The organism is Bacteroides sp. A1C1, assembly GCF_004328515.1.
Taxonomy (GTDB): domain Bacteria; phylum Bacteroidota; class Bacteroidia; order Bacteroidales; family Bacteroidaceae; genus Bacteroides; species Bacteroides uniformis.
Map to the genome: position 1 here is coordinate 2,499,910 of NZ_CP036491.1, position 23,445 is coordinate 2,523,354.

General features: G+C 46.3%; 11 protein-coding genes and 1 pseudogene. 11 read left to right on the top strand and 1 reads right to left on the bottom strand.

Annotation, left to right across the window (positions count from 1 at the left end):
• Window positions 1–45: 45 nt before the first annotated feature.
• Window positions 46–4,095 (bottom strand): two-component regulator propeller domain-containing protein, encoded by a 4,050-nt coding sequence (locus EYA81_RS10040; protein ID WP_131225699.1) that lies wholly within the window; start codon window positions 4,093–4,095, stop codon window positions 46–48.
• Window positions 4,096–4,354: 259 nt separating this feature from the next.
• On the opposite strand from EYA81_RS10040, the gene EYA81_RS10045 reads away from it, so the two are divergent.
• From EYA81_RS10045 to EYA81_RS10100, 11 genes and pseudogenes are all read left to right on the top strand, one after another.
• On the top strand, window positions 4,355–6,010 hold the full coding sequence (locus tag EYA81_RS10045) for a carboxylesterase/lipase family protein (protein ID WP_117878273.1): 1,656 nt from the start codon (window positions 4,355–4,357) through the stop codon (window positions 6,008–6,010).
• A gap of 52 nt (window positions 6,011–6,062) precedes the next feature.
• A complete protein-coding gene (locus EYA81_RS10050; protein WP_117878271.1) occupies window positions 6,063–9,167 on the top strand; it encodes a TonB-dependent receptor in 3,105 nt (1,034 codons plus the stop codon).
• 29 nt (window positions 9,168–9,196) lie between these two features.
• On the top strand, window positions 9,197–10,852 hold the full coding sequence (locus EYA81_RS10055; RefSeq protein ID WP_117878269.1) for a RagB/SusD family nutrient uptake outer membrane protein: 1,656 nt from the start codon (window positions 9,197–9,199) through the stop codon (window positions 10,850–10,852).
• Between the two features lie 122 nt (window positions 10,853–10,974).
• Complete coding sequence (locus EYA81_RS19600) at window positions 10,975–13,434, top strand: MBL fold metallo-hydrolase (protein ID WP_230373588.1); 2,460 nt, start codon at window positions 10,975–10,977, stop codon at window positions 13,432–13,434.
• Window positions 13,435–13,836: 402 nt separating this feature from the next.
• Window positions 13,837–14,175: pseudogene (locus tag EYA81_RS19610) on the top strand (fibronectin type III-like domain-contianing protein); the annotation flags it as partial.
• Window positions 14,176–14,264: 89 nt separating this feature from the next.
• Window positions 14,265–15,047, top strand: coding sequence for a RagB/SusD family nutrient uptake outer membrane protein (locus EYA81_RS10075; RefSeq protein WP_230373587.1), 783 nt, complete (start codon window positions 14,265–14,267; stop codon window positions 15,045–15,047).
• Window positions 15,048–15,200: 153 nt separating this feature from the next.
• On the top strand, window positions 15,201–17,567 hold the full coding sequence (locus EYA81_RS10080) for a glycoside hydrolase family 3 N-terminal domain-containing protein (RefSeq protein WP_117922907.1): 2,367 nt from the start codon (window positions 15,201–15,203) through the stop codon (window positions 17,565–17,567).
• Window positions 17,568–17,654: 87 nt separating this feature from the next.
• Window positions 17,655–18,539 (top strand): esterase family protein, encoded by an 885-nt coding sequence (locus EYA81_RS10085; RefSeq protein WP_008661995.1) that lies wholly within the window; start codon window positions 17,655–17,657, stop codon window positions 18,537–18,539.
• 31 nt (window positions 18,540–18,570) lie between these two features.
• On the top strand, window positions 18,571–19,776 hold the full coding sequence (locus tag EYA81_RS10090) for an esterase (RefSeq protein ID WP_008661994.1): 1,206 nt from the start codon (window positions 18,571–18,573) through the stop codon (window positions 19,774–19,776).
• 45 nt (window positions 19,777–19,821) lie between these two features.
• On the top strand, window positions 19,822–21,018 hold the full coding sequence (locus EYA81_RS10095; RefSeq protein WP_120172612.1) for an esterase: 1,197 nt from the start codon (window positions 19,822–19,824) through the stop codon (window positions 21,016–21,018).
• Window positions 21,019–21,022: 4 nt separating this feature from the next.
• A complete protein-coding gene (locus EYA81_RS10100) occupies window positions 21,023–23,347 on the top strand; it encodes a glycoside hydrolase family 3 C-terminal domain-containing protein (RefSeq protein WP_131225700.1) in 2,325 nt (774 codons plus the stop codon).
• Window positions 23,348–23,445: the final 98 nt, after the last annotated feature.

Consider the following 23,445-nt stretch of genomic DNA (forward strand, 5'->3'; position numbering starts at 1 on the left):
AAGAATGGTACAAATGTAATGAATAAATTTGAACCGACCGGCTTTTTACTTGCTGTATTCGCTCGGACTCACACCGAACTGTTTCTTGAAGCTTGTCGAGAAATGGGACAGCGTACTGAATCCCGTCATGTCCGCTATCTCTGAAATAGTGTATTTTCCTTCTTTGAGCAATTCGGCGGCACGGTTCAGCTTGTAGGTCTTGAAGAATACGCTGGGGTTCTCACCCGTCAGCCCCTTTACCTTATAATAGAACTTGGTACGGGAGATTTTCAGTAGCTCGGTCATGCGCGCCACGTCCAGCTCCGGATTGGAGAGTTCGTTCTCCATCAGGTGGTAAAGCTCGGTCATGAAAGTGTTGTCCTGCGGCGAAAGCACATTTCCCTCAATCTTATCCGTTTGGGTGGACTGGCTCAGGAGGCTGCGCACTTTCTCGCGGTTTTTCAGTTGGGATTTGATAAGCGCCAGCAGGTAGTTGGGCTCGAAAGGTTTCGTCACGTAGGCATCTGCACCGGTATTCAGACCTTCCACCTGATTCTCTACAGTAGCTTTGGCCGTTACCAGTATCACGGGGATGTGGCATAGTTGCAAGTCCTCTTTTATCTGGCGACAGAGGTCGTAACCGTTTCTTCCGGGCATCACTACATCACTCAGTACGAGGTCGGGCGCTTCTTCGTTCATGGCTTTGAAGGCGCTGTCGGCATCGAAGCGGCAGACGATTTTGTAGATGGGAGAAAGCAGGGCTTTCAGGTAGTGAGCCACTTCCGTATCGTCGTCTACTACCAGAAGAGTTTGCTTTTGCTGCCGGATGCTCTCTGTATTTTCCAGTTGATATTGTTCTTCCGTTTGTATCGGAAATGCCTTGTTCTGTTCCTCTTCGGGGAGAGTGCATTCTTCGGGGGTATAAGAGAGATCATTCACCGGTAGCAGTAGGGTGAAGACGGCTCCGTTTCCTTCGGTACGGTTGCCGGCTTTCAGATAGCCATGATGCAGCAGCGCCAGGCTACGGGCATAGTACAGACCGATACCGGTTCCCCAGTTATAGGTACCTTTGGATTGATTGTCCAGTTGGTAATAGCGTTCGAATACTTTCTCCAACTGTTCCTCGGGGATTCCGTGGCCACTGTCTGCCACGGCAACTTTGACGTACTGTGTGTCGATGTCTTTGTCCGTCAGCGTAAAGAGGCGTGCAGCCTCTTCGCGGGTAATGACGTCGAAGCACAGTTCCACTTTTCCGCCGTTCGGAGTGAACTTCAAGGCGTTTGAAAGTAGGTTTCCTACAATCTTGTCCAGCTTGTCCACGTCCAGCCACATGAGGAAAGTATCCTCCAGGCCATAAGTGTTCAGTGCGATGCCTTTCTCGTTGGCGTTGATGCGGAAAATGTCTACAAAACGTTGCAGTTGCGAGATGATGTCGGTCCGTTTCACCCGCAGTTTTAGGGTGTCATTCTCCAGCTTGTTGAAGTCCATCAGCTGGTTCACCAGACGGAGCATGCGCCCCACACTGCGTTGTACAATGTAGAGTAGCTGCTTGTTCTCTCCCTCTATCTTGGGGCTTTCGCAAAGTTGTGTCACCGGACCCGAAATCATGGTGAGTGGGGTGCGGAACTCGTGCGAGATGTTGGCAAAGAAACTCATGTTCATACGATTCACACGTTGTTCCTGGTCCTTCTCCAGTTTGGCGCGTCGGGCGGTTTCTTTTTCCTGCTTAATGCGTAGCCAGGCACGGATGAAGATACCGATGATGGCGGCGGCAATGAGCAGATAGGTGCACCATGCCCACCATGTTTGCCAAGGGGCGGGCTTTACGATGACGCGTATGGAATTTTCCCTTTCTACAATGCTCTTGTCGTTATTGGTTATTTTAACTTTGAAGGTGTAGGTACCGGCAGGCAGATTGGCATAGTAGGCCTCGCGGTTGTTGCGGGCATCAATCCAATATTTGTCGAAACCGTCCATCTTGTAATAATAATGTACGCGTTCGTATTCGCAGTAGTCCAGTGCGGCAAAGGAGATGCTGAAACCATTCTGATTGTGGTCCAGGCAGATGTCCGGTCGGTAGGAAAGGTGCTTGTCTACACTTTTGCTGTCTTGTGGGCGTGCCAACCGGTTGTGTATCTTCAAATCCTCGAAGAGCAGTGGAATTTCCCGTTTGGTACTTACGTCCATAGGGTTGAAGAAAGTCAGCCCGTGCGTACCGCCAAAAACCAGTGTCCCGTCGGGCAGGCGGCATGAAGAACGGTCGTAAAACTGATTGCCGCCTATGCCGTCGGCGGCATAGTAGTTGGTAAATTTCCCTACGGTGCGGTCATATTTGCCCAGCCCGTATTGTGTGCCTGCCCATATATTGCCTTGTGCATCTTCCTCAATGCAAGAGATGTCCCGGCAGGGTGTACCCTCTATGGTCTCGATTTTTCCGGTGGCGGCAGAATAGTGCAGCAGTCCGTTGCTGACGGTTCCAATCCATACATCTCCACGACTGTCTTCGAAGATGTCGGTAGGGATGAATACTGAACGTTGGATACAAGCTTGCCAGTCGGTGTTCTCGAATGGTACTTCAGCGCTTTCCCAATTGTCGGGATTGATTTGCATGACTGGGGTCATGAAGGCAGTGGCCCACATCTTTCCGTTGTTGAGTGGAAGGAGTCCGGGTATGAAGGTTCCCGTCCAGGAAAATACTTTTGTTTGGACAAATTCTTTTTCTTCACGCTTTTTGGCGTAAAGTTTGGGGCTGTGTGTACCCACCCAAATTGTTCCACGGCTATCTTGTGCAAACGACAGTGGTAGGAAGATGTCATGAATAGCCTCTGTCTTCAATATGCCGTTTTTATAGCTGCATTTCATCACCTTGCTCGCATAGAGGGCCGCCAGCCAGATGTAGCCCTCATCATCTACGAATACGCGTGTGATGTCCGGTTTGTCGGTAGCGCTTTTTCCCGGAAGTCCAGCCGAGTCCACTTCTTTCACTGCGTGGCTGTCCATGTTGTAAACGTACAGCCCGTCTATCATGGTGGCCATCCAGAGATTTCGCTCCTTGTCCACTGCCACGGACAGCACTGACTTCCGGTTCAGGTATGAACTGAGATGGTTGTTGGTGTTGAAACGTTCTTTGTAGTTATAGCGCACGACATACCCTTGGTCTACAGAGCCTATCCATAGGTTTTTCTGTGAGTCGGTAAACATGGTGCTTATCTTGAAGTGAGGCACTTCGAAGGGAAAACCGTTTTCGCTCTGATGTATCACGTATCCTTCCACGTAGTTGTAGAGAAACATTCCTTGTTGGTCGGTATTCAGCAACAAGCTGTTGCTGCCGTAAGGGTGGATGTAATTGACGTTGGCATGCAGCAGCGGATGGCTCCGGAGGGCTTGGGGTGTTTCCTTGAACTTGTGCGTATGTGTGTCGAACAATGTTATCTGGCGGTTTCCCGCCAGCCATAGGATTCCGTTAGCCTGCATGAAGAAGTAGGTGGGAGAAAAGCCCTGCATTGGAATGGAGTCTTCCAGTGCCAGTGTGGAGGAGTTGTAGCGGCGCAGAGACAGCGGGGTCACTGCCCACAGTTTGTTGCTCTGGTCTATGAAGCAGCGGTTGTTGAAGGTATAGTTCGGGTCGAATATCTTGATGGGTACGTCAAATTTATGTGTTTGCGGATTATATACGGCAAGGTTGTGCATCATGTTCAGAAAAATCTTTCCGTCTTTGTTTTCAAGTATCTGGATGCCGTTCTTGTTGGGGAAGTCCAGTGGGATATTTTGGAAATTATCTTTGTCCGTGTATAGGCTGGTTCCATTTACGGTGACTACCCACAACCGGCCTTGTGAATCGCGGAAGAGGTCGTTGATTTGATTATCGGGTATATCCAGTGAGTCATCCGTACAGTAATACTGATGATATTCATGTACATTATATTTGTTCACCCCTCGTGAAGTTCCTATCCAAATGTGTCCTTGTGCATCTTCGGCAAAGGCGGTGACCTTCTGGTTGGAGAGGTCATTGGTGATGACCGGGCTTTCGATGCTGCCTTCCGGTGCGGTCTTTGTGTCCGACGGGTTGCATGCGGTGATTAAACACAATAGAAGTAGGTATTTAATGTATTTCATAATATATAGTGTAGACTAAAAGCATTGGCATGTCATCCATTTGTTTTGTTCAACGAATCTCTGCATTACGATGCGAAAATACTCATAAAAATTGAGAGAGAGACTGCCGGAGAGCATGTTTTGAACAAATCTGCAAACATTTGAACATTGGAGAAAGCTGTTTTGAACATCGGGGAAAGCCGTTTGGATAACGTAGAAAATCCTTCTGGGGAGAATGTGCTAATATTGCAATCATAAAAACATAAAACTAATACATAATATGAAAAAGCAATTCTTGTCAGTGTTAGCATTCACCGCCATCCTACTTTCCTCGTGCGGAGGGACAGCTAAAATAGAGAAAGCATCTGCTTGTGGGCAGGAGGGGGAGATTACGGCTTCTTCGGCAACCGCCATTGCCGAGACCGAATCAGGAAAAGTAGCCGGATATGTGGAAAATGGTATCTATATATATAAAGGTATCCCATATGCCAAAGCCGAACGTTTTATGCCGCCCGTGGCCGCTGATAAATGGGAAGGCGTCCGCAGCAGCCGTGCCTATGGCCCTACTTGTCCGCAAGGCAAGCGCATGGGATGGTACAGCGACGAACAGGCGTTTGCCTTCAACTGGGATGACGGTTATCCTGACGAGAATTGTCTGCGGGTGAATATCTGGACACCGGGACTGAAAGACGGGAAGAAACGCCCCGTCATGGTGTGGCTGCATGGTGGAGGTTATTCCGCCGGCAGTGGTCAGGAGCTTCCCTCGTATGACGGAACAAATCTGGCAAAGAAAGGGGATGCAGTGGTTGTGACGCTGAATCATCGTCTCAACGTCCTGGGTTTTCTCGACCTTTCCGCCTATGGCGATAAATATGCAAAATCGGGCAATGCCGGACTGCTTGACTTGGTGGCGGCACTGCAATGGGTGAATAAGAATATAGAATCTTTTGGCGGAGATGCCCGGAATGTTACCATTTTCGGTCAGTCCGGTGGGGGAGGCAAGGTCTCTACGTTGCTTGCCACACCGTCGGCGAGAGGCTTGTTCCATAAAGCCATTGTACAAAGCGGATCTATGCTTCGTACGATGGAGCAAAAGTATTCTCGTCGCATTGGCAGTGCGGTTATGGAGGAGCTGGGACTGAATGCTTCGCAGATAGATGAATTACAGAAAGTACCTTACGACAAATTGCTTGCCGCAGGCGAAAAGGCCGTTGCCAAAATGCGTGTAGAGGCTGATAAAGAAGGAGTGGCTTCTTTTATCTTTGGCTGGGCTCCCACGGTAGATGGCGATGTGCTGCCAGCACAGCCTTTCGACCCTCAGGCTCCGGTGCAAAGCAAGGACATTCCGGTGATGATAGGCACTACCCTGCACGAGTTTACCGCAAGCACTTACTTCCCGCCTTTGCGGAGCATGACGAAGGAGCAGGTTGTGGAGCAGATTAAAAAGAAATATGGTGAACGTACGGATGATTTTCTGAAAGCTTTTGAGCAGGCCTACCCCGGTTATCAGCCCAAGGACCTGGTGGATGTGGACTTCATTTTCCGCCCCGGCGCAGTGGAGCAGGCCAAACTGAAGTCGGCACAGCAAGGTGCACCGGTCTATATGTATATGTTTGCTTGGGAATCGCCCGTGATGGACGGAATACTCCGCAGCACGCATTGTATGGAGATTCCTTTTGTGTTCAACAATGTCGTGCGCCATGCTTCGATGACCGGAGGCGGAAAGGCGGCACAAGTGCTGGCGGACAAGATGAGCAGTGCGTGGCTGAACTTTGCCCGTACGGGGAATCCCAATACTGAAGGTTTGCCCGAGTGGGAACCTTATACAGCTGATAAGGGAGCAACGATGATTTTCGATAATGATTGTGGCATGAAGTACAATCATGACAAGGAACTGCTTGAGGTGGTGATGACCTTTCCGGTGCGTGGATTCTGACATTTTTTTAAGAGCCCTTTTTATTATTAACATAAATCTAATATTTAATCAAATGAAACAAAATCTGAAACAAACAGCTCGGGAGAGATTTGCGGCTATGACACTCTTCCTATTGATTTGTCTCCCTTTCAGTCTGGTACAAGCTCAGACGGTGAAGGTGAATGGTAGAGTTACTGATGACCTGAACGAACCGATGATTGGCGTGAGTATCGTTGAGAAAGGTACTGCCAACGGTTGTATTACCGACATTGATGGTAACTATACTCTGAATGTGAAGCAAGGGGCTACCCTTGTGTATTCTTATATCGGCTATGTCGCTCTTGAACGGAAAGCCGTAGCGGGAGTAATGAACATCATCTTAAAAGAAGACGCTCAGGCATTGGACGAAGTAGTTGTAGTGGGATATGGTGTACAGAAGAAAAGTTCAGTGACGGGTGCCATCTCGCAGGTGAAGTCCGAGGATATCCAGAATCGTTCTATAACCCGTGCCGAAGAAGCCTTACAAGGCAAGACGGCCGGGGTACAGCTGGTGTCTACTACTTCTCAGCCGGGTTCATCACCTACTATCCGTATCCGTGGTTTCTCTTCCAATGGAACATCTGACCCCTTGTATGTAGTGGATGGACTTATCGTCAACGATTTAAGCTCTATCGACCCTAATAATATCAAGAGTATGGAGGTATTGAAGGATGCCGCTTCGGCAGCCATCTATGGTGCCCAGGCTGGTAATGGTGTTGTATTGATTACGACCAAAAGTGGAAGTCAGGGTACTAGTAGTATCTCTTACGATTTCCAGTATTCTATCAACAGCCTAGCACGTCGTCCTGAATTGTTGAATTCTCAGGAGTACCTTACACAGATGAAGGAAGCTGACCCTACTTTTACTGACGTTAATATTCGAGAGTTGATAAGCAATGGTGTATGGGATGGAGTGTCGTCAACAGATTGGTATGATGTGGCATTTAATGCTTCTCCTGCTTCCCGTCATACAGTCACCTTTCAAGGTGCCAATGACAAAGGCTCATATTTCTTGTCACTTAATAATTTGTATGATAATGGTATCATTCGTGAGGACCGTGATACCTACAAGCGCCTTTCTGTCATGCTGAATGCTGACTACAAGATCAAGCCTTGGCTGAAAGTGGGTACTACTGCCAATTATGCCAATTATACGAGCAAAGCCATCAGTGATGGTAGTGGTGGAACTTCTTATGTAAGTATGATAGCTACTGTTATGACCTTGGCTCCTTACATTGCTGATACTTATCCGGCTGACGCTTTGCCCACACAGATGCAAGCACAGATAGCTAATGGTTTTACACTTTTACAGAATGCCAATGGTGATTATTACAGCTGTTTGGGCACAATGGAACAAGTACATCCGATGGTGGCTATCCGTATGAACGACAAGAAGAATACGGGCAACAGCCTGATGGGTACCCTATATGCCAATTTTACTCCGATTAAGGATTTAGTGTTCACCACTCGTTTGGGTTATCGTATTGCCACGGATAATACTTACACTCACAACAATTTGTATTATGGTTCTGCCTCAGCTTCAAATAAAGACAGAAACGGCGTAACTCGCACCAGCTTATCTACTACTTATTACCAATGGGAGAACTTTGTCAACTATAATACCACCTTGTTGGATACACATAATATCTCTGCCATGTTGGGTATGTCTTATTCGCAGTCTGACCAGATTTATGTGTCTGCTGGTGTAGACAAGATAGCCAAAGATAACCTTTTGTATGCGGATGTGGACTGGCCGGCCGGCGATGCGGTAAAAAGTACCGGTGGACATAATTATATTTACCGCAAACTGTCTTACTTTGGTCGTGTGGGTTATGACTATAAGAACCGCTACATGGCTCAGTTTGCCATGCGTGCTGACGCTGCTGATGCTTCTGTATTGCCTCCGACGAATCGCTGGGGATACTTTCCTTCTGCTTCGGTGGGATGGACTATATCCAATGAAGACTTTTTTGCAGAGAACAATCACACTCCTATTACATTTCTGAAAGTGAGGAGCAGTTGGGGACAGAATGGTAGTACAAGTAATCTGAGTGGGTATAAATATTCTAATGCCTTGATTACGAATGCAGCTGGGTATCCTTTCAGCAATAGTAAAATAAATTATATGACATCTGCTCAGCCTTCCCAACTTTATAATCCTGATTTGAAGTGGGAAACTTCTGAGCAATTGAATATTGGTCTTGACCTTCGCGCTTTCAAGGACCGCTTTTCTTTGAGTATGGATTGGTATAAGAAGAAAACGAAAGATTTGATTGTATCTAACATTATTATTCCGTATGAGGCAGGAAATTCTGCTGCTCCTATGAATGCTGGTAATGTAGTAAATGAAGGTTTTGAGCTGGAAGCTTCTTGGCGCGATAATATTGGAGATTTTAGCTATTCGGTTTCAGGAAACATCGCTACGTTGAAGAATGAAGTTACTTACCTTGATCCACACGTTAGTGGTGGACGTATTGAAGGAAGTACTACAATGGCTTCCAATGGTTCATTCTCTGCTTTTGAGGAAGGTTTTCCGGTATGGTATTTCCGTGGTTATCAAGTAGACCATTTGAATGAAAACGGTGATCCCGTATTCAGAGATAATGATGGTAATGGTTCTATCAATGCCAATGACAAGGCTATGATTGGCAAACCAATGCCGGATTTTACTTATGGTCTTACGTTGACAGCCAGCTACAAAAACTTTGACTTGTCGGTATTTGGTAATGGTTCGGTAGGTAATGATGTGTTTATGTCCTACAGCTATAACCGGATTCTGTATTCGTTGAAAGAGATGTACGATCAGCGTTGGACGCCACAAAATCTTTCTGCCAAATATGCTCGTCCGCAACTGACGAATGCGGATAAATACGGTTTGTCTGATGCTTATGTTTTCGATGGCTCTTATTTCCGTATCAAGCAAATTCAGTTGGGATATACCTTCCCAAAACAATGGACAAAGAAAATCATGATAGACAACTTACGTGTCTATGCATCTTTGGATAACTTTTTCTTGTTTACCAAATATCCTGGACTCGATCCTGAAGTGTCTTCTACTACCACAAGTGGTATGGGGGTAGACTATGGTAACTATCCGACAACAAAAAAGGTAGTATTTGGATTATCGGTAACATTTTAATATATAACCTTTTGAATATTAATAAACTTATGAAAAGAGAAATATTATTGGGATTAATGGCAGGTGTGATCTCGTTTACATCTTGCGACGTTGACTTATTGGACATTCCACAGCAAGGTGTGACAAATGAAGAGGCTTTTTATAAAACTGACCAGGATTGTGAAGAGGCTATTGCTGCCGTTTATCGTTCGTGGCGTACGGCTTTCTCCGGAGGTCATAGAGGAGCTTCGCAATATGCCAACGGCTTTTTCGTGAAGAATCTTTTGGCAGATGATTTTAATACAGGAGGTTCACGATCAGACCAGACTTATGCACAGGAAATATTTGAAAGTGCAGCCATGCCTACTAATGGCTGGATAGAGACTTATTATAAGGATCTGTATACTACGATCTATTTATGTAACCTGGTGATAGAAAAATTCAATTCAGAGGACAGTGTCATTAAAGCTCGCAATATTGCTGAAGCTAAGTTCTATCGTGCGCTTTGCTATTTTGAACTGACTACTCTTTGGGGTAATCCTCCTTTGGTAGATAGGGTGTTGAAGAATTCGGAAGAATATAAAGTGTCTAATTCTACACGTGAAAAATTGTGGGAGTTTATTGAAACAGATTTGACGGAAGCTATTAATTCCGGTGTGCTTACTTCGAAAACTAGTGTGGATGATAAGGATGGATGTACCCGTGCTACTTTGGAAGCAGCCAAGACATTATTGGGCAAGTCTTACTTATACCAACAAAAATTTACTGATGCTAAAAGTCTGTTCAAGGATGTTATTGGTTCTGGTAAGTATGATTTGGAAGACGATATCAATATTTTCTATCATACAGCAGGAAATGGAAGTAAGGAATATGTATTGGAGTGTACCCGTCATTATGATACTGCTAATATGTATGCACAAGGTGGCTGGTATGGTATTTTGGCTAACTGGGCGTTTGGTTATGGGTTTATAGCAGGTCCGGAATCGTCCTCTCATTTTAGATTTAATGCAACCAGTGGCTATAGTTATTTCAATCCTACTAAATCGTTGTATGAGGCTTATGTAGCAGAAGAAGGAGTGGATGGGTATCGTGTAAGTAGCTGGATTCGTACCTTTGAACAAGTTGTAGGAATGAACATTGGTATAAATTCTACAGCAAATAGATATGGCAATGAGGGCTATTTCCGTTTGAAATGGTTGGCAAGCTTAGATGACGAAAATGTGTCATATTGGTGCGGTAATCAGAGCTGTACACCGGTTATTCGCTATGCTGATGTCTTGCTGATGATGGCAGAATGCTGTATTCAAACAAACGATCCTGATGCCGATATTTATCTGAATAAAGTACGTACAAGAGCTCAATTGCCTTCTAAGTCAAATGTTACGATGGATGACTTAAAGCTGGAACGTCGGTTAGAACTTGCTATGGAAGCAGTGCGTTTCCAAGACTTGATACGTTGGGGAGATGCACCTATTGTGTTGGCTGATAAAGGTAAGAAATTGCCAAACTTCCTTATAGTTCCTAAAGAAGGAAATGATTTGACTACTGCTAAAGGTATATATAATGCTCAGTATGATACTTCTGTATCTTATACAGAGAATGAAAGAGAATTGGCAGGTTGGACACCTAATCGTGATGAATTACTGCCATATCCGGAAAATGAGATTGAGGTAAATCCTAATATTGTTCAAAACCCGGGATATTGATGTGGATTGATGATATAGCCTCTCTCTTTTTGCTGGGGGGAGGCTGTCTCTAGTTTATATGAAAGTTGATTATGTAGTTTATAATGTATTATCTGTGTCAAGAGATTCTTAAATATATGATTATGAAGAAAGGTTTATTATTTATAGTTGTTCTATTTTCTTTTGTGGGAACATGGTCACAAGTTGTTTTCAAGAATGATGAGGTGACTGTATCTAAGCTGAAAGATAAAACATGGGTGTTTGAAACATGGGATTTTACTACTATGTATTTGTTGGAGGGTAATGATAAAGCTGCATTGATTGATGCGGGTACTCGTTGCGCTGATTTGGATAAGATTGTAGAGAGTATCACTAATAAACCTTATGATGTCATTATCACTCACGCACATCCGGATCATGCTGGGTGTATCGGCTATTTCGACGAGGTTTGGATGCATCGTAACGATAGTATACTTATCAAGGAACGAACAGTGAACTATACTGGTAAGGTACGTTATATGGAGGAAGGACAAGTATTTGATTTGGGAGGACGTAAACTGGAAGTTATGCTGATGGCAGGACATACACCGGGTTCTATTGTTCTTCTTGACCGTGAACAAGGAGATTGTTATTCGGGTGATGCTTTCGGCTCAGGAGAGGTATGGTTGCAATGTGTACCAATGTCTCCAATAGAAACTTTTTATCAATCTTGTTGTCGTATGGAGAAACTGATGACGGATGGAAGTATCAGTAGAATATGGTGTGGACATTATCCATATTTAAAGAATTATCTGTCTCTAAGCTATATTCAGACTATGAAAAAAATGTCCCGCCGGTTGGCTGATGGAGAACAAAATGGAGCCAGACCATACAATAATTTTGCAATTCCGCAACCCTCTACAACTCGTAGCATATCTGACGGTTTTTGCAAGATTGTTTATGATGTCAGAAACATTGTCATTAAAAGGAAAAGTATTGACTCGCATCATGCAATTATATTGGATCGTCTCCCCAAAGTAGAGCAAGAAGCATATATGTATCGTGATACTTGTACGCAGGTTGATGGCCGTTTTGCGGGCTTTTCTCCTTTTTTCCTTATATATCCGGATAAACGTTGTGACGTAACTCAAGCTGAATCCTTGATTAAGGAGATGGGGATGGATAGTATTCTACATAAATTTTCTGCATCGGTATGTGTTATGAATCCTTTGGGTAATACTTATGATATGGAAAAAGATTTGTCGGCTTTCCAAACTTTTTTTAAAGGTATGCGTGTTGTTAATAATCTAAAAGTTATAGGTATTGGACAAGGAGCAACTTTTGTGAACAAGGCCATAGCACGGAACGCTGAGGCTGTGGCTGGTATAGTTACTATTGGCGGTAATCCTGGCAAGTATGAACTAGATGATTGTCCTGTACCGACATTCGTTGCTGGTGCTAGAAGTAAACAGGTGACCAACTCTTATGTAAAACTTAATAAGGCTGTTAAGACTGCAGTAAAGGGCAACCTAACATTCTATGTCAATACAGATGAAGAACTGTTGCAAGTAGTTTCATCGAGCGATACAAGTGCATCGTTGAAAGAGACTTTTTTGGAAGCTTGGGTTCAAGTGTTGTCTAAAAACTATCGTTTTAATAATTATAAACATACATGGTATATGGGAGGTACTCCTGAAAAGTATGGAACTTATGAGCTTGAACCATATATCATGCCTGAAGAGTGGGGGATAACTCGGCGGGTTATGGAAACGAATTTGCTGGGTACTGGAACTTTTTTGTGGTATGAATTTCATCCTGAAGCAACATTGAAAGCGCCTAGAGGAACTGTACCTTTATTGCTCTTGCTGCATGGCAATGAGAATGATCCGCGTACACAAGCTGAGACCTCTGGTTTCATTGAACTCTGCGCAAAAGAAAATTTTGTAGTTGTGGAACTTGAATGGCAGGGTAGTAAAGATTATGCCCGGATGGGTATGGATGGTATTGAACAGGTTGTATATTATTTGTTGAAGACTTATCCTCAGCTTGATGCTTCACGTGTCTACACAGAAGGTTTGTCTGCTGGATCTGCCACTTCTACAGGATTAGGAATACGAAAATCATATCTGTTTGCTGCGGTAGGTGGCTTTTCGGCAGGTATATTGCCTGGAAGTTACCGGTTTGATTGTGATCGGCAATCTTTGTTGGGTGAAGCGATCCAAAAGAGTGGTGCAGTAGAAATGCCCTATTTTTCTGCAACAGGAACCAGTGATACTGTAGTACCATTTATAAATAAAGATAATTGGCAGAAGAATGCTTTTTTTGCTGCATGGCAAATATATCAGATTATGAATGGTATGTCGGTTACAGAACGTCCAGATTTTAGTAAGGACACTATTTTTGGTATTACTCTTGAGAATCGTGAAACAATTTGGACGAATAAAGGTATTTCGATGGAAACTGGTGTGTTGAGTAAAAATGGGGTACCTCTTATTCAGATGGTTGCGGTCAATGATTATGGACATTGGAATTTTAAACCTGCAGCAAAAATGATGTGGGATTATTTTATGCAATTCTCACGTGATCCACAAACGAAGGAGCTTATTTATCATGGAAGAAAATAATAAAGTTGATGTCTTGATATAATATATAGTGAAGCATTAGAGATGTTTTATAAAAATGATGCGAAATAGGTATCTTTTTTATTGAAACAACGGTCTTCCCTCCCACCTAACTTAGATTGCTTGTACGTGAATGTATGGGTGACGGCGATGAACGATGGTACGAAGCTAAACTAATAATTAAATTAATTTGTAAATGAAAAAATAAAGAATATGAACTTGAGGCGGTATATGTTATTTGCCGTACTGCTTCTGTATTGTCTCTCTTTCAGTTAGGCGCAAACCTAAGCCTTGAAAGTGGCAGGTATAGTGACGGACAACCTAAATGAACAGATGATTGGTGTAAGTATTCTGGAGAAAGGCACTACTAACGCTTGTATTACCAATATTGACGGTGATTACTTTTTGAATGTGAAGAATACTGGTAAGTTAATGGAACGTGAAGCTGTATAGTTATATGTTAAGGCTCCCAAGAGTGGTATGGGCAAGCCTGCCAAGGAGTTGAAGGCCTTCGGCAAAACTGCCTTGCTCCAGTCGGGCGAGAGCCAGGCACTGATTCTGACTTGGAACGTGATGGGCATGGCTTCCTTCAACGATAAAATCAATGCTTGGGAATTGGCAAAAGGTGAATACAAGTGGATGGTAGCTGCCTCCTTTGCAGACATACGTTGTATCGTCACCCAAAAGGTTGCCAAAGCACGAAAGGATAAGGCAAACGATGCAATGAAGTTGCTGTTGTCTTGAATGAGGTTAGAGCTAGCGGTAAGTATAAACTTTATGATGGAAATTATGAGGATATCTTGACCTACAAGGCTGAGTATAATTGTGAAAGTATGCTCGAAAGTAACCGTATTTTTGATGCAAGTAATTCCATGGATGAGTTCAGTTTCTTTGAGGTGATGAATCATTGGCGCACTGATAAGTTGGATATGTCTGGCTCTAACAATCAGTTTAATGGTACCGGATGGGGATTTATGGTTCCTCAGAAAAAGTTGTATGATGCATTTGTTCAGGAAGAGGGTGTAGATGGTTATCGGTTGAATCAGACAATGAAAACCTATGACCAAATTTCTCAATTAGGTGTCAAGGTTGCCAAAGGGCAGAGTTTGATTAATGAAGGTTATTTCATGTGGAAGCGTCGCTTCTCGAATGTAGAATCTCCTGCTGGGTTCTGGTGTTCATATAATAACTATCGTTGGATGCGTTATGCTGAAGTCTTGTTACTGGCGGCTGAAGCAAACCTGAAGGATGGCAATCAATCTGAAGCTGATGCTTGCTTGAATGAGGTGCGTCAGCGTGCAAGATTGGATGCCAAGACAGCTACCCTGGATGCCATTAAATTGGAAAAGAGACTGGAACTCTGTTCTGAATATACCCGTTATCAGGATATTATCCGTTGGAAAGATGCGGAGGCTTTGCTTAAGGATCAGGGTGAAAGAACACCTATCTTGTCAAATAAGGCAGGAAAAGATGAGCCGGATAATGTAGCGGTAGAATACATTCAGTATAACAAGGATAAAACGCGTTATGGTTTCAAGGAAAGACATTATTTGTTGCCTATTCCGGCAAAGGAAATCCGCTTGAATCCGAATATGGAACAAAATGCAGGTTGGTAAAGCGCATAAAGAATCAAAATCTAACTTCGTCATCTGATGCAGATAGACAAAATTAGATTTTTCTAACTGATTAATTGTTTGTAGAAGAAGTCCCCCGTGGAAATCATCTAATTGTACGGGGGCTTCTTTTGTGGCTTTTTAAATATAATATATATGAGAAGATTGTCAATTACTTTATTTTCACTCTGTCTGGCATCTGCCTTGACTGCACAGACGACCGGTTCGAATCAGTCAGTCAGACTGCGTGCCGATAATATCGACGAAGTAGTCAGTGCCATGACCCTCGAAGAGAAGGTACACCTCGTTATCGGTTGTGGAATGTCGATGGGAAGTGATACCAAGTTTCCCGGAACAGCGGGACGTACTTACGACATTCCCCGACTGGGTATCCCTTCCGCCTATCTTGCCGACGGACCGCACCGGTTGGCGATGGCTGCCAAGCGGGAATTCGACAGCCGTACTTATCATGCTACGGAATTTCCTTCCAGCACCACGGTGGCAGCAACTTTCAATCCGGATGCAGCCCACAAGGTGGGACGTACTTTGGGTACGGAGGTGAAGGATTATGGTTTGGATGTGTTGCTGGCACCGGGTGTCAACCTGATGCGAAATGTGCTCTGCGGACGTAACCATGAATATTATTCGGAAGATCCGGTGCTGACCGGCAAAATGGCTGCTGCTTATATCAACGGAATCCAGAGCCGGGGGACAGGTACCTGCCTGAAACACTTTGCCGTAAACAACCAGGAGACCAACCGCAATAACAACGACTCTCGCCTGACACAGCGCCCCTTGCGCGAGCTGTATTTGAAGTGCTTTGAGATTGCTGTCAAAGAGTCTCAGCCCTGGAGCGTGATGACCGCCTACAATAAGGTGAACGGCAAATATACCTGCGAGGACCGCGAACTGACAGAGGACATCCTCCGCGACGAATGGGGATTCAAGGGACTGGTGATGTCCGACTGGAATGCCGGAAAAGATGCCGTGACCTCCATCGTAGCAGGAAACGATATGCTTCAACCGGGGCAGGACCGCCAGTATAAAGCTATTTTGAAAGCCGTAGAGAGTGGTACACTGGATTTGGCACTCCTCGACCGCAGCGTGAAGCGTGTGCTGGAGTTTGTGGTCAAGAGCCATACCTTTGCCGGCTACGAGTATCCCAATAAAACCGACTTGGAGGCTCATGCGCAAGTAGACCGTGAGATAGGTGCGGAAGGTATCGTGCTGCTGGATAACAAGCAGGCGCTACCCATGGCTGCCGGCATCAAAAAAGTGGCCCTTTATGGAACTACTTCCTATGACATGGTTCCTGCCGGCATGGGCTTTGGCAGTACGGGCATCGGTTATTACACGGTTTCTATGGTAGAAGGTTTGCGCAATGCGGGCTACACCGTGGACAAAGAATTGCTGAACCGCTACAAGAAGCATATGGCCGACGAGCAGAAACGGCTTTTTCCTCACGGAAAACCGCCTTTCGCCTTTACTCCGCTGCCCCGTGCCGAGGAGTTCCTGCCCACTGCCGAGGAACTGGCTGCACAAGTGAAAGCCAACGACATTGCCGTGCTTACGCTGGGGCGTGTCAGTGGCGAGGGCTGTGACCGCCGTGTGGAAGATTTCCTCCTGAAGGAGAACGAATTGGCTCTGATTAAGCAAGTGTCTGCCGCTTATCGTGCTGCAGGCAAGAAACTGGTGGTGGTTCTCAACATCTGCAGCCCGGTGGAGACTGCTTCTTGGAAGGGACTGGCAGATGCAGTGGTTTGTGCCTTCCAGCCGGGACAAGAGGTGGGTAATTGTATCACGGACATCCTGACCGGAAAGGTGAATCCTTCGGGCAAGTTACCCATGACGTTTGCCGTGAAATATGGCGATGCGCCGTCGGATGCTAACTTCCCTTTTGATTACGAGTTCAAGATGCTGTCGTTTGCTATGGGTACCGGCATGAACTTCAAGTCCGAAAAGAAAGAGGAGAAACCGAAGGAACCGGAGAAAAATGTGGATTTCACCAACTATGAAGAGGGAATCTATGTGGGTTATCGCTATTTCGACACTTTCGGTAAAGAGGTTTCCTATCCGTTCGGTCATGGTTTGAGCTATACTGCTTTTGACTATGCGGTAGAGAACGCCAAAATGGATGCCGACCGCTGTGAGTTGAAAGTGAGCGTGAAGAACATCGGCAAGGTGGCAGGGCGTGAAGCTGTACAACTCTATGTGAAAGCTCCGAATGGGGGACTTGACAAGCCTGCCAAGGAGTTGAAGGCCTTCGGCAAAACTGCCTTGCTCCAGCCGGGCGAGAGCCAGACACTGATTCTGACTTGGAACGTGATGGACATGGCTTCCTTTAATGAGAAAAACAGCTCTTGGGAGTTGGCTAAGGGTGAATATCAGTGGATGGTTGCCGCATCTTCGGCCGATGTGCGTTGTACAGCGGTACAGAGGGTGACAAAGGCACGCAAGCAGAAAGTGCATGATGCCATGCGGGCGCAAGTGCCTGTGGCTGTGTATCCGATGGTGAAGAGATGAGGGGGATATGCGTGAAAAAACTGATATATATCAATTAGTTTTAGAATGGAAAACGCTTATTTTGTAGTACATTTTTAAATCGATACCATGAAAAGATTGATACTCTCTCTTTTAGCCGTCTGCTTGCTGTGGATGGCAAATGCACAAAATCCTGCATGGGGACCGCAAAGCAAGGTAGTGACCGACAGCATCTACAGCCAGGTATTGAAAGCACACCGTGCCTACACCATCTATCTGCCGCAAAGCTATAGCAATGAAACGGATAGGAAATATCCTATCCTCTATTTGCTGCACGGCATGTCGGGGGTGAATACCAGTTGGTTTACAGACCAACGTGTGAAGGACGTGATGGACCAGTTGGTGGCATCGGGCGAGGCTTGCGAGATGATTATCGTCAGCCCCAATGCAGGAGGCAATCCGGCTACTTGCTGGAACGGCTACTTCAACATGCCGGGCTGGGCTTACGAAGATTTCTTCTATAAGGAGTTCCTTCCTTATATAGAGAAGACTTACCGGGTGAAAGGTGATAAGCGGCATCGTGCCATTGCCGGACTTTCTATGGGCGGAGGTGGAACGGCAAGCTATGCACAGCGCTATCCGGATATGTATTGTGCTGCTTATGCTATGAGTGCTTTGATGAACATCCCCGTTAGTGGTGAGGAGGTGGGAAGAGACCCCGACCCCACAAACAAGATGGCTGTACTGACGCGTTCTGTGCAGGAGCATAGTTGCATCAGGTATGTGGCTGAGGCAGATGTTGCGCGTAAGGCACAGCTTCGTACTGTACAGTGGTTTGTGGATTGCGGAGACGATGACTTTCTGCTGGACCGTAATATAGAGTTTTTCCAGGCGATGCGTAATGCCGGTATCCCTTGCCAGTTCCGTGTGCGGGATGGCGGACATACCAGCGAATATTGGCATTCGGCACTTTATATGTGCCTGCCTTTTGTAAGTCGCTGCTTTGCTAAATAACAAGAAGCTAATTCATTTAATATAAGAAATTATGAAAAGATTATTAAGTTTGGCAGCGATGCTGCTGGTCTGCTGTGTCACCCTTTTTGCACAGCAAGCTCTTTGGGGAGGTGCGGCAGTTGTCTCTCCTGATATTCATGACGACAACACGGTTACTTTTCGCTTGAAAGCTCCTAAGGCTGTAAGGGTGCAGATTACCGGTGATTTTCTGCCTCCACAAACTATTAAGACTCCTCGTGGCGATTATGATGCACCGGGCATTGCCGATTTGACAGAGGGGAAGGATGGCGTTTGGGAATTTACTACTCCCGAACCATTGAAGCCGGAACTTTATGGATACTCCTTTATTGTGGACGGATTGAGAATGATGGACCCGAGCAATGTTTACATGATTCGGGATGTGGCTACCGTGACCAATGTATTTATCATCGGTGGTGACCGTGCCGATTTGTATAAAGTGAATAAGGTACCCCATGGAACGGTAAGTCGCATGTGGTACAATAGTCCTTCGCTGGGAATGGACCGCCGTCTGACGATTTACACTCCGGCTGGTTATGAAACCAGCGGCAAGCGTTATCCGGTATTTTATCTGCTTCATGGTGCAGGTGGTGATGAGGAAGCTTGGATTGCTCTTGGCCGTACTTCGCAGATATTGGATAATCTCATTGCACAAGGCAAGGCTAAACCTATGATTGTGGTGATGACTAACGGCAATGCTTGGCAAGATGCTGCTGCAGGTGAATCTCCCAAGGGTTTTGTTGCCCCCTCCATGCGTCCCGACGAAAGAGCGAAGGTGGCGGAAGGTGCTTTTGAACTCTCGTTCCCCGAAATCGTGAAGTTCGTGGAGAAGAATTTCCGCACTCTTGCCAATAAGAAGAACCGTGCCATTGCCGGGCTTTCTATGGGTAGTTTCCACTCTTGCAATATTTCCAAGTATTACCCGGACATGTTCGACTATGTAGGTCTTTTCTCCGGTGCAAGTACCGGAAACGATAAATCGACTTGTCCGGTCTATACCGACTTCGAAGGTAAGCTGAAGACTCAGTTTGCCAAGAAACCGGCTCTTTACTTCATCGCATGCGGCAAGACGGACTTTGTTTATAAAGGTGTGGCCGATTTTCGCAAGTTGCTTGACGACAATGGTTATAAGTACGAGTATCTTGAAACGGGCGAGGGACATATCTGGAGGAACTGGCGAATCTATCTGACGGAGTTCGCGCCGAAGTTGTTCAAATAAGAGGATTTGGTATAACTAATTTAATAACAAAATAACATACGTATCATGAAAAGAATTTCTATTTTGTCAGCTCTGTTGCTGATGTGTGCGATGACTTTCGCGCAACAAGCTCTCTGGGGAGGCGCTCCCGTGGTCTCACCTGAGATACACGACAACAATACAGTAACTTTCCGCTTGAAGGCGCCGAAAGCCGTAAAGGTGCAAGTAACCGGCGACTTCCTGCCTACGCAGAAAATCAAGACTCCTTTTGGTGAGTTTGATGGTCCGGGTGTGGCAGATTTGAAAGAGAACAAGGACGGTGTGTGGGAATTCACTACTCCCGAACCGCTGAAACCAGAACTCTACAGCTACACTTTCCTGGTAGACGGACTGAAGATTAACGACCCTGCCAACGTCTATATGATTCGAGACGTGGCAAGCGTGACGAATGTATTCATCATCGGTGGTGACGAGCGCATCGATCTCTACAAAGTGAATAAGGTTCCTCATGGAACGGTATCTAAGGTATGGTACAACAGCCCTACGCTGGGTATGGACCGCCGCCTGACTGTCTATACGCCTGCCGGATATGAGACAAGCGGCAAGCGCTACCCCGTCTTCTACCTGCTACACGGCATGGGTGGCGACGAGAACGCATGGAGCGAACTGGGACGTACGGCACAGATTCTGGATAACCTCATCGCCCAAGGCAAGGCCAAGCCGATGATTGTAGTAATGACCAACGGTAACGCTGCGTTGGAGGCTGCTCCGGGTGAATCGTCACTGGGTTTTGCCGCTCCCAGCATGAATCTGCCCAAGACGATGGAAGGCTCTTTCGAGACTGCTTTCCCCGACGTGGTGAAGTTCATTGATAAGACTTACCGTACGCAGGCCAACAAGCGGGGTCGTGCCATTGCCGGATTGTCTATGGGCGGTTACCACTCCATGCACATCTCCAAGCAATATCCGGATATGTTCGACTATGTAGGTCTGTTCTCGGCAGCCATCATGCCCAACAAAGATGTGAAGTCTCCGATTTATGACAACCTTGAAGCCAAACTGAAAACCCAGTTTGCCAAGAAACCGGCACTCTATTACATCGCTATCGGTAATAAAGACTTCTTGTTCCAAGCCAACAGCGACTACCGCAAGATGTTGGACGAGAAGGGTTACAAATATGAATATTATGAAACCGGAGAAGGTCATATCTGGAAGAACTGGCGTATTTACCTGACAGAATTCGCACCGAAGATATTTAAATAAGATTATGAAGAAGAATATCATATCCATGGCAGCAGCAATGGCTGTTTTGTCAGCTTGCGGACCGGGTGTGCCGCAGCTTGGAAAGTCCTCTCTGGATGAGGTGATTGGCGCCATGACCTTGGAAGAAAAGGCGCATCTGGTAGTGGGTACCGGTATGGCAGGCTTCTCGGGTGACAGTGCCGTAATCGGTGCAACGAGAAAGCTGGTGCCGGGTGCGGCAGGAACCACATACCCGATTGAACGCCTCGGTATTCCCGCTGTGGTGCTGGCTGATGGTCCTGCCGGACTGCGTATCGACCCCAAGCGTGAGGGGGATTCGGCTACGTACTATTGTACTCATTTCCCTATCGGAACTTTGCTCGCCTCTACCTGGGACCAGGAACTGGTGGAAAGTGTAGGTCAGTCCATCGGTAACGAAGTGCTGGAATACGGTGCGGACGTGCTGTTGGCTCCGGCGCTGAACATTCACCGTAACCCGCTTTGCGGACGTAACTTCGAGTATTATTCCGAAGACCCGTTGGTGTCGGGTAAGATTGCCGCCGCCTACGTACGTGGTGTGCAGAGCAACGGTGTGGGTACCAGTATCAAGCACTTTGCTGTGAACAACCAGGAAACCAACCGTATGGCTACGGATGCGCATGTATCTCCACGCGCCTTGCGCGAAATCTACTTGAAAGGGTTCGAGATTGCCGTGAAGGAATCCGCTCCTTGGACCGTGATGTCCTCATACAACTACCTGAACGGTGTCTACACTTCGGAAAACAAGGAGTTGCAGACAACCATGTTGCGCGACGAATGGGGCTTCAAAGGCATGGTGATGACCGACTGGTTTGGCGGCAAGGATGCCGTGGCACAGATGGTGGCAGGCAACGACATGTTGCAGCCCGGTCTGCCCAAGCAGTACGAAGCCATCGTGAAGGGTGTGCAGGACGGAGCGTTAGATGAAGCCATCCTCAATCAGAATGTGAAGCGTATTCTGGAGATGATTCTCCAGACTCCCCACTTCAAGGGATATAAATACTCCAACAAGCCTGATTTGAAGGCGCATGCTGCCGTAACCCGCCAGTCGGCAACGGAAGGCATGGTATTGCTGAAGAACGATAACGGTGCTCTGCCGCTGGCTGCCGACGTGAAGAACGTGGCACTCTTCGGTTGCACTTCCTACGATTTCATTGCAGGCGGTACAGGTTCGGGCAACGTGAACCGCGCTTATACCGTTTCGCTATTGGACGGCTTGAAGAATGCCGGCTATGTGGTGGATGAAGCGCTGAAGAATAGCTATGAAGCTTACCTGAAAGCCGAGAAAGAACGTCTGTCCAAAGATAAGAAAGAGTGGTTCATGCCCGATACCCGTCCGGCTGAGATGGCTGTTTCCGCACAAGTCATCCGCGAGCAGGCTGCCAAGGCCGATGTGGCACTGGTGACGCTGGGACGTACCTCCGGTGAGTTCCTTGACCGTATGGTAGCCGACTTCAACCTCACCAAAGAGGAACAGAACATGTTGAAAGCTGTGTCCGATGCTTTCCACGCTGCCGGAAAGAAGGTAGTGGTGGTGCTCAATATCGGTGGTGTGATTGAAACTGCTTCTTGGAAATCTGCTCCCGATGCCATTCTTTGTGCATGGCAGGCAGGCCAGGAGGGAGGAAACAGTGTGGCTGACGTGCTGAGTGGCAAGGCTTCTCCTTCGGGCAAGCTGACAATGACTTTCCCGGTGAAGTTTGAAGATGCCGCTTCTTCCGACAACTTCCCGATAGACATCCGTGTGAGCACCAACCTCATGAACAAAGGCGGGAAGAAGAACGACGTGAAGAACGTGGACTATACCAATTACGAAGAGGACATTTACGTGGGTTACCGTTACTTCGACACCTTTGGCAAGCAGGTTTCCTATCCTTTCGGTTACGGTCTTTCCTATACCACTTTTGCTTACGACAAGGCTGCTGTCAAGGCAGACAACGGTGTCTATACCGTGTCTGTAGAAGTGAAGAACACCGGTAAGGTAGCAGGCAAGGAAGTGGTTCAGCTTTATGTATCCGCTCCCGATGTTGCTGCCAACAAGCCCGAAAAGGAACTGAAGGCTTTTGCCAAGACCAAGGAGCTGAAACCGGGCGAAGCGGTTGTGGTGACGCTGAAAGTGAATGCTGATGACCTGGCTTCCTACGATGAGGCTGCATCGGCATGGGTGGTAACTCCCGGAAACTACAAGTTCCTCGTCGGGGCTTCCTCACGCGACATCAAGGCTACGCTGGAGGCTGAAGTAGCTGCCGCAACGCAGAAGACGAACAACATCCTGAAACTTCAGGAACCGATGAGCCTCTTGAAGAGATGAGAGTTGGATTGTCTGAAAAAATAACAAATCATACCCTAAAAAACATCCTGTTGTACCCTTTAGTATGGCAGGATGTTCTTATCTTTGTGCCTCGTATA

Coding starts and splice junctions, on each gene's coding strand:
- EYA81_RS10095 (WP_120172612.1), top strand. CDS start 19,822: ATGAAAAGAATTTCTATTTTGTCAGCTCTGTTGCTGATGTGTGCGATG.
- EYA81_RS10050 (WP_117878271.1), top strand. CDS start 6,063: ATGAAACAAAATCTGAAACAAACAGCTCGGGAGAGATTTGCGGCTATG.
- EYA81_RS10085 (WP_008661995.1), top strand. CDS start 17,655: ATGAAAAGATTGATACTCTCTCTTTTAGCCGTCTGCTTGCTGTGGATG.
- EYA81_RS10045 (WP_117878273.1), top strand. CDS start 4,355: ATGAAAAAGCAATTCTTGTCAGTGTTAGCATTCACCGCCATCCTACTT.
- EYA81_RS10100 (WP_131225700.1), top strand. CDS start 21,023: ATGAAGAAGAATATCATATCCATGGCAGCAGCAATGGCTGTTTTGTCA.
- EYA81_RS10080 (WP_117922907.1), top strand. CDS start 15,201: ATGAGAAGATTGTCAATTACTTTATTTTCACTCTGTCTGGCATCTGCC.
- EYA81_RS19600 (WP_230373588.1), top strand. CDS start 10,975: ATGAAGAAAGGTTTATTATTTATAGTTGTTCTATTTTCTTTTGTGGGA.
- EYA81_RS10090 (WP_008661994.1), top strand. CDS start 18,571: ATGAAAAGATTATTAAGTTTGGCAGCGATGCTGCTGGTCTGCTGTGTC.
- EYA81_RS10040 (WP_131225699.1), bottom strand. CDS start 4,095: ATGAAATACATTAAATACCTACTTCTATTGTGTTTAATCACCGCATGC.
- EYA81_RS10075 (WP_230373587.1), top strand. CDS start 14,265: ATGCTCGAAAGTAACCGTATTTTTGATGCAAGTAATTCCATGGATGAG.
- EYA81_RS10055 (WP_117878269.1), top strand. CDS start 9,197: ATGAAAAGAGAAATATTATTGGGATTAATGGCAGGTGTGATCTCGTTT.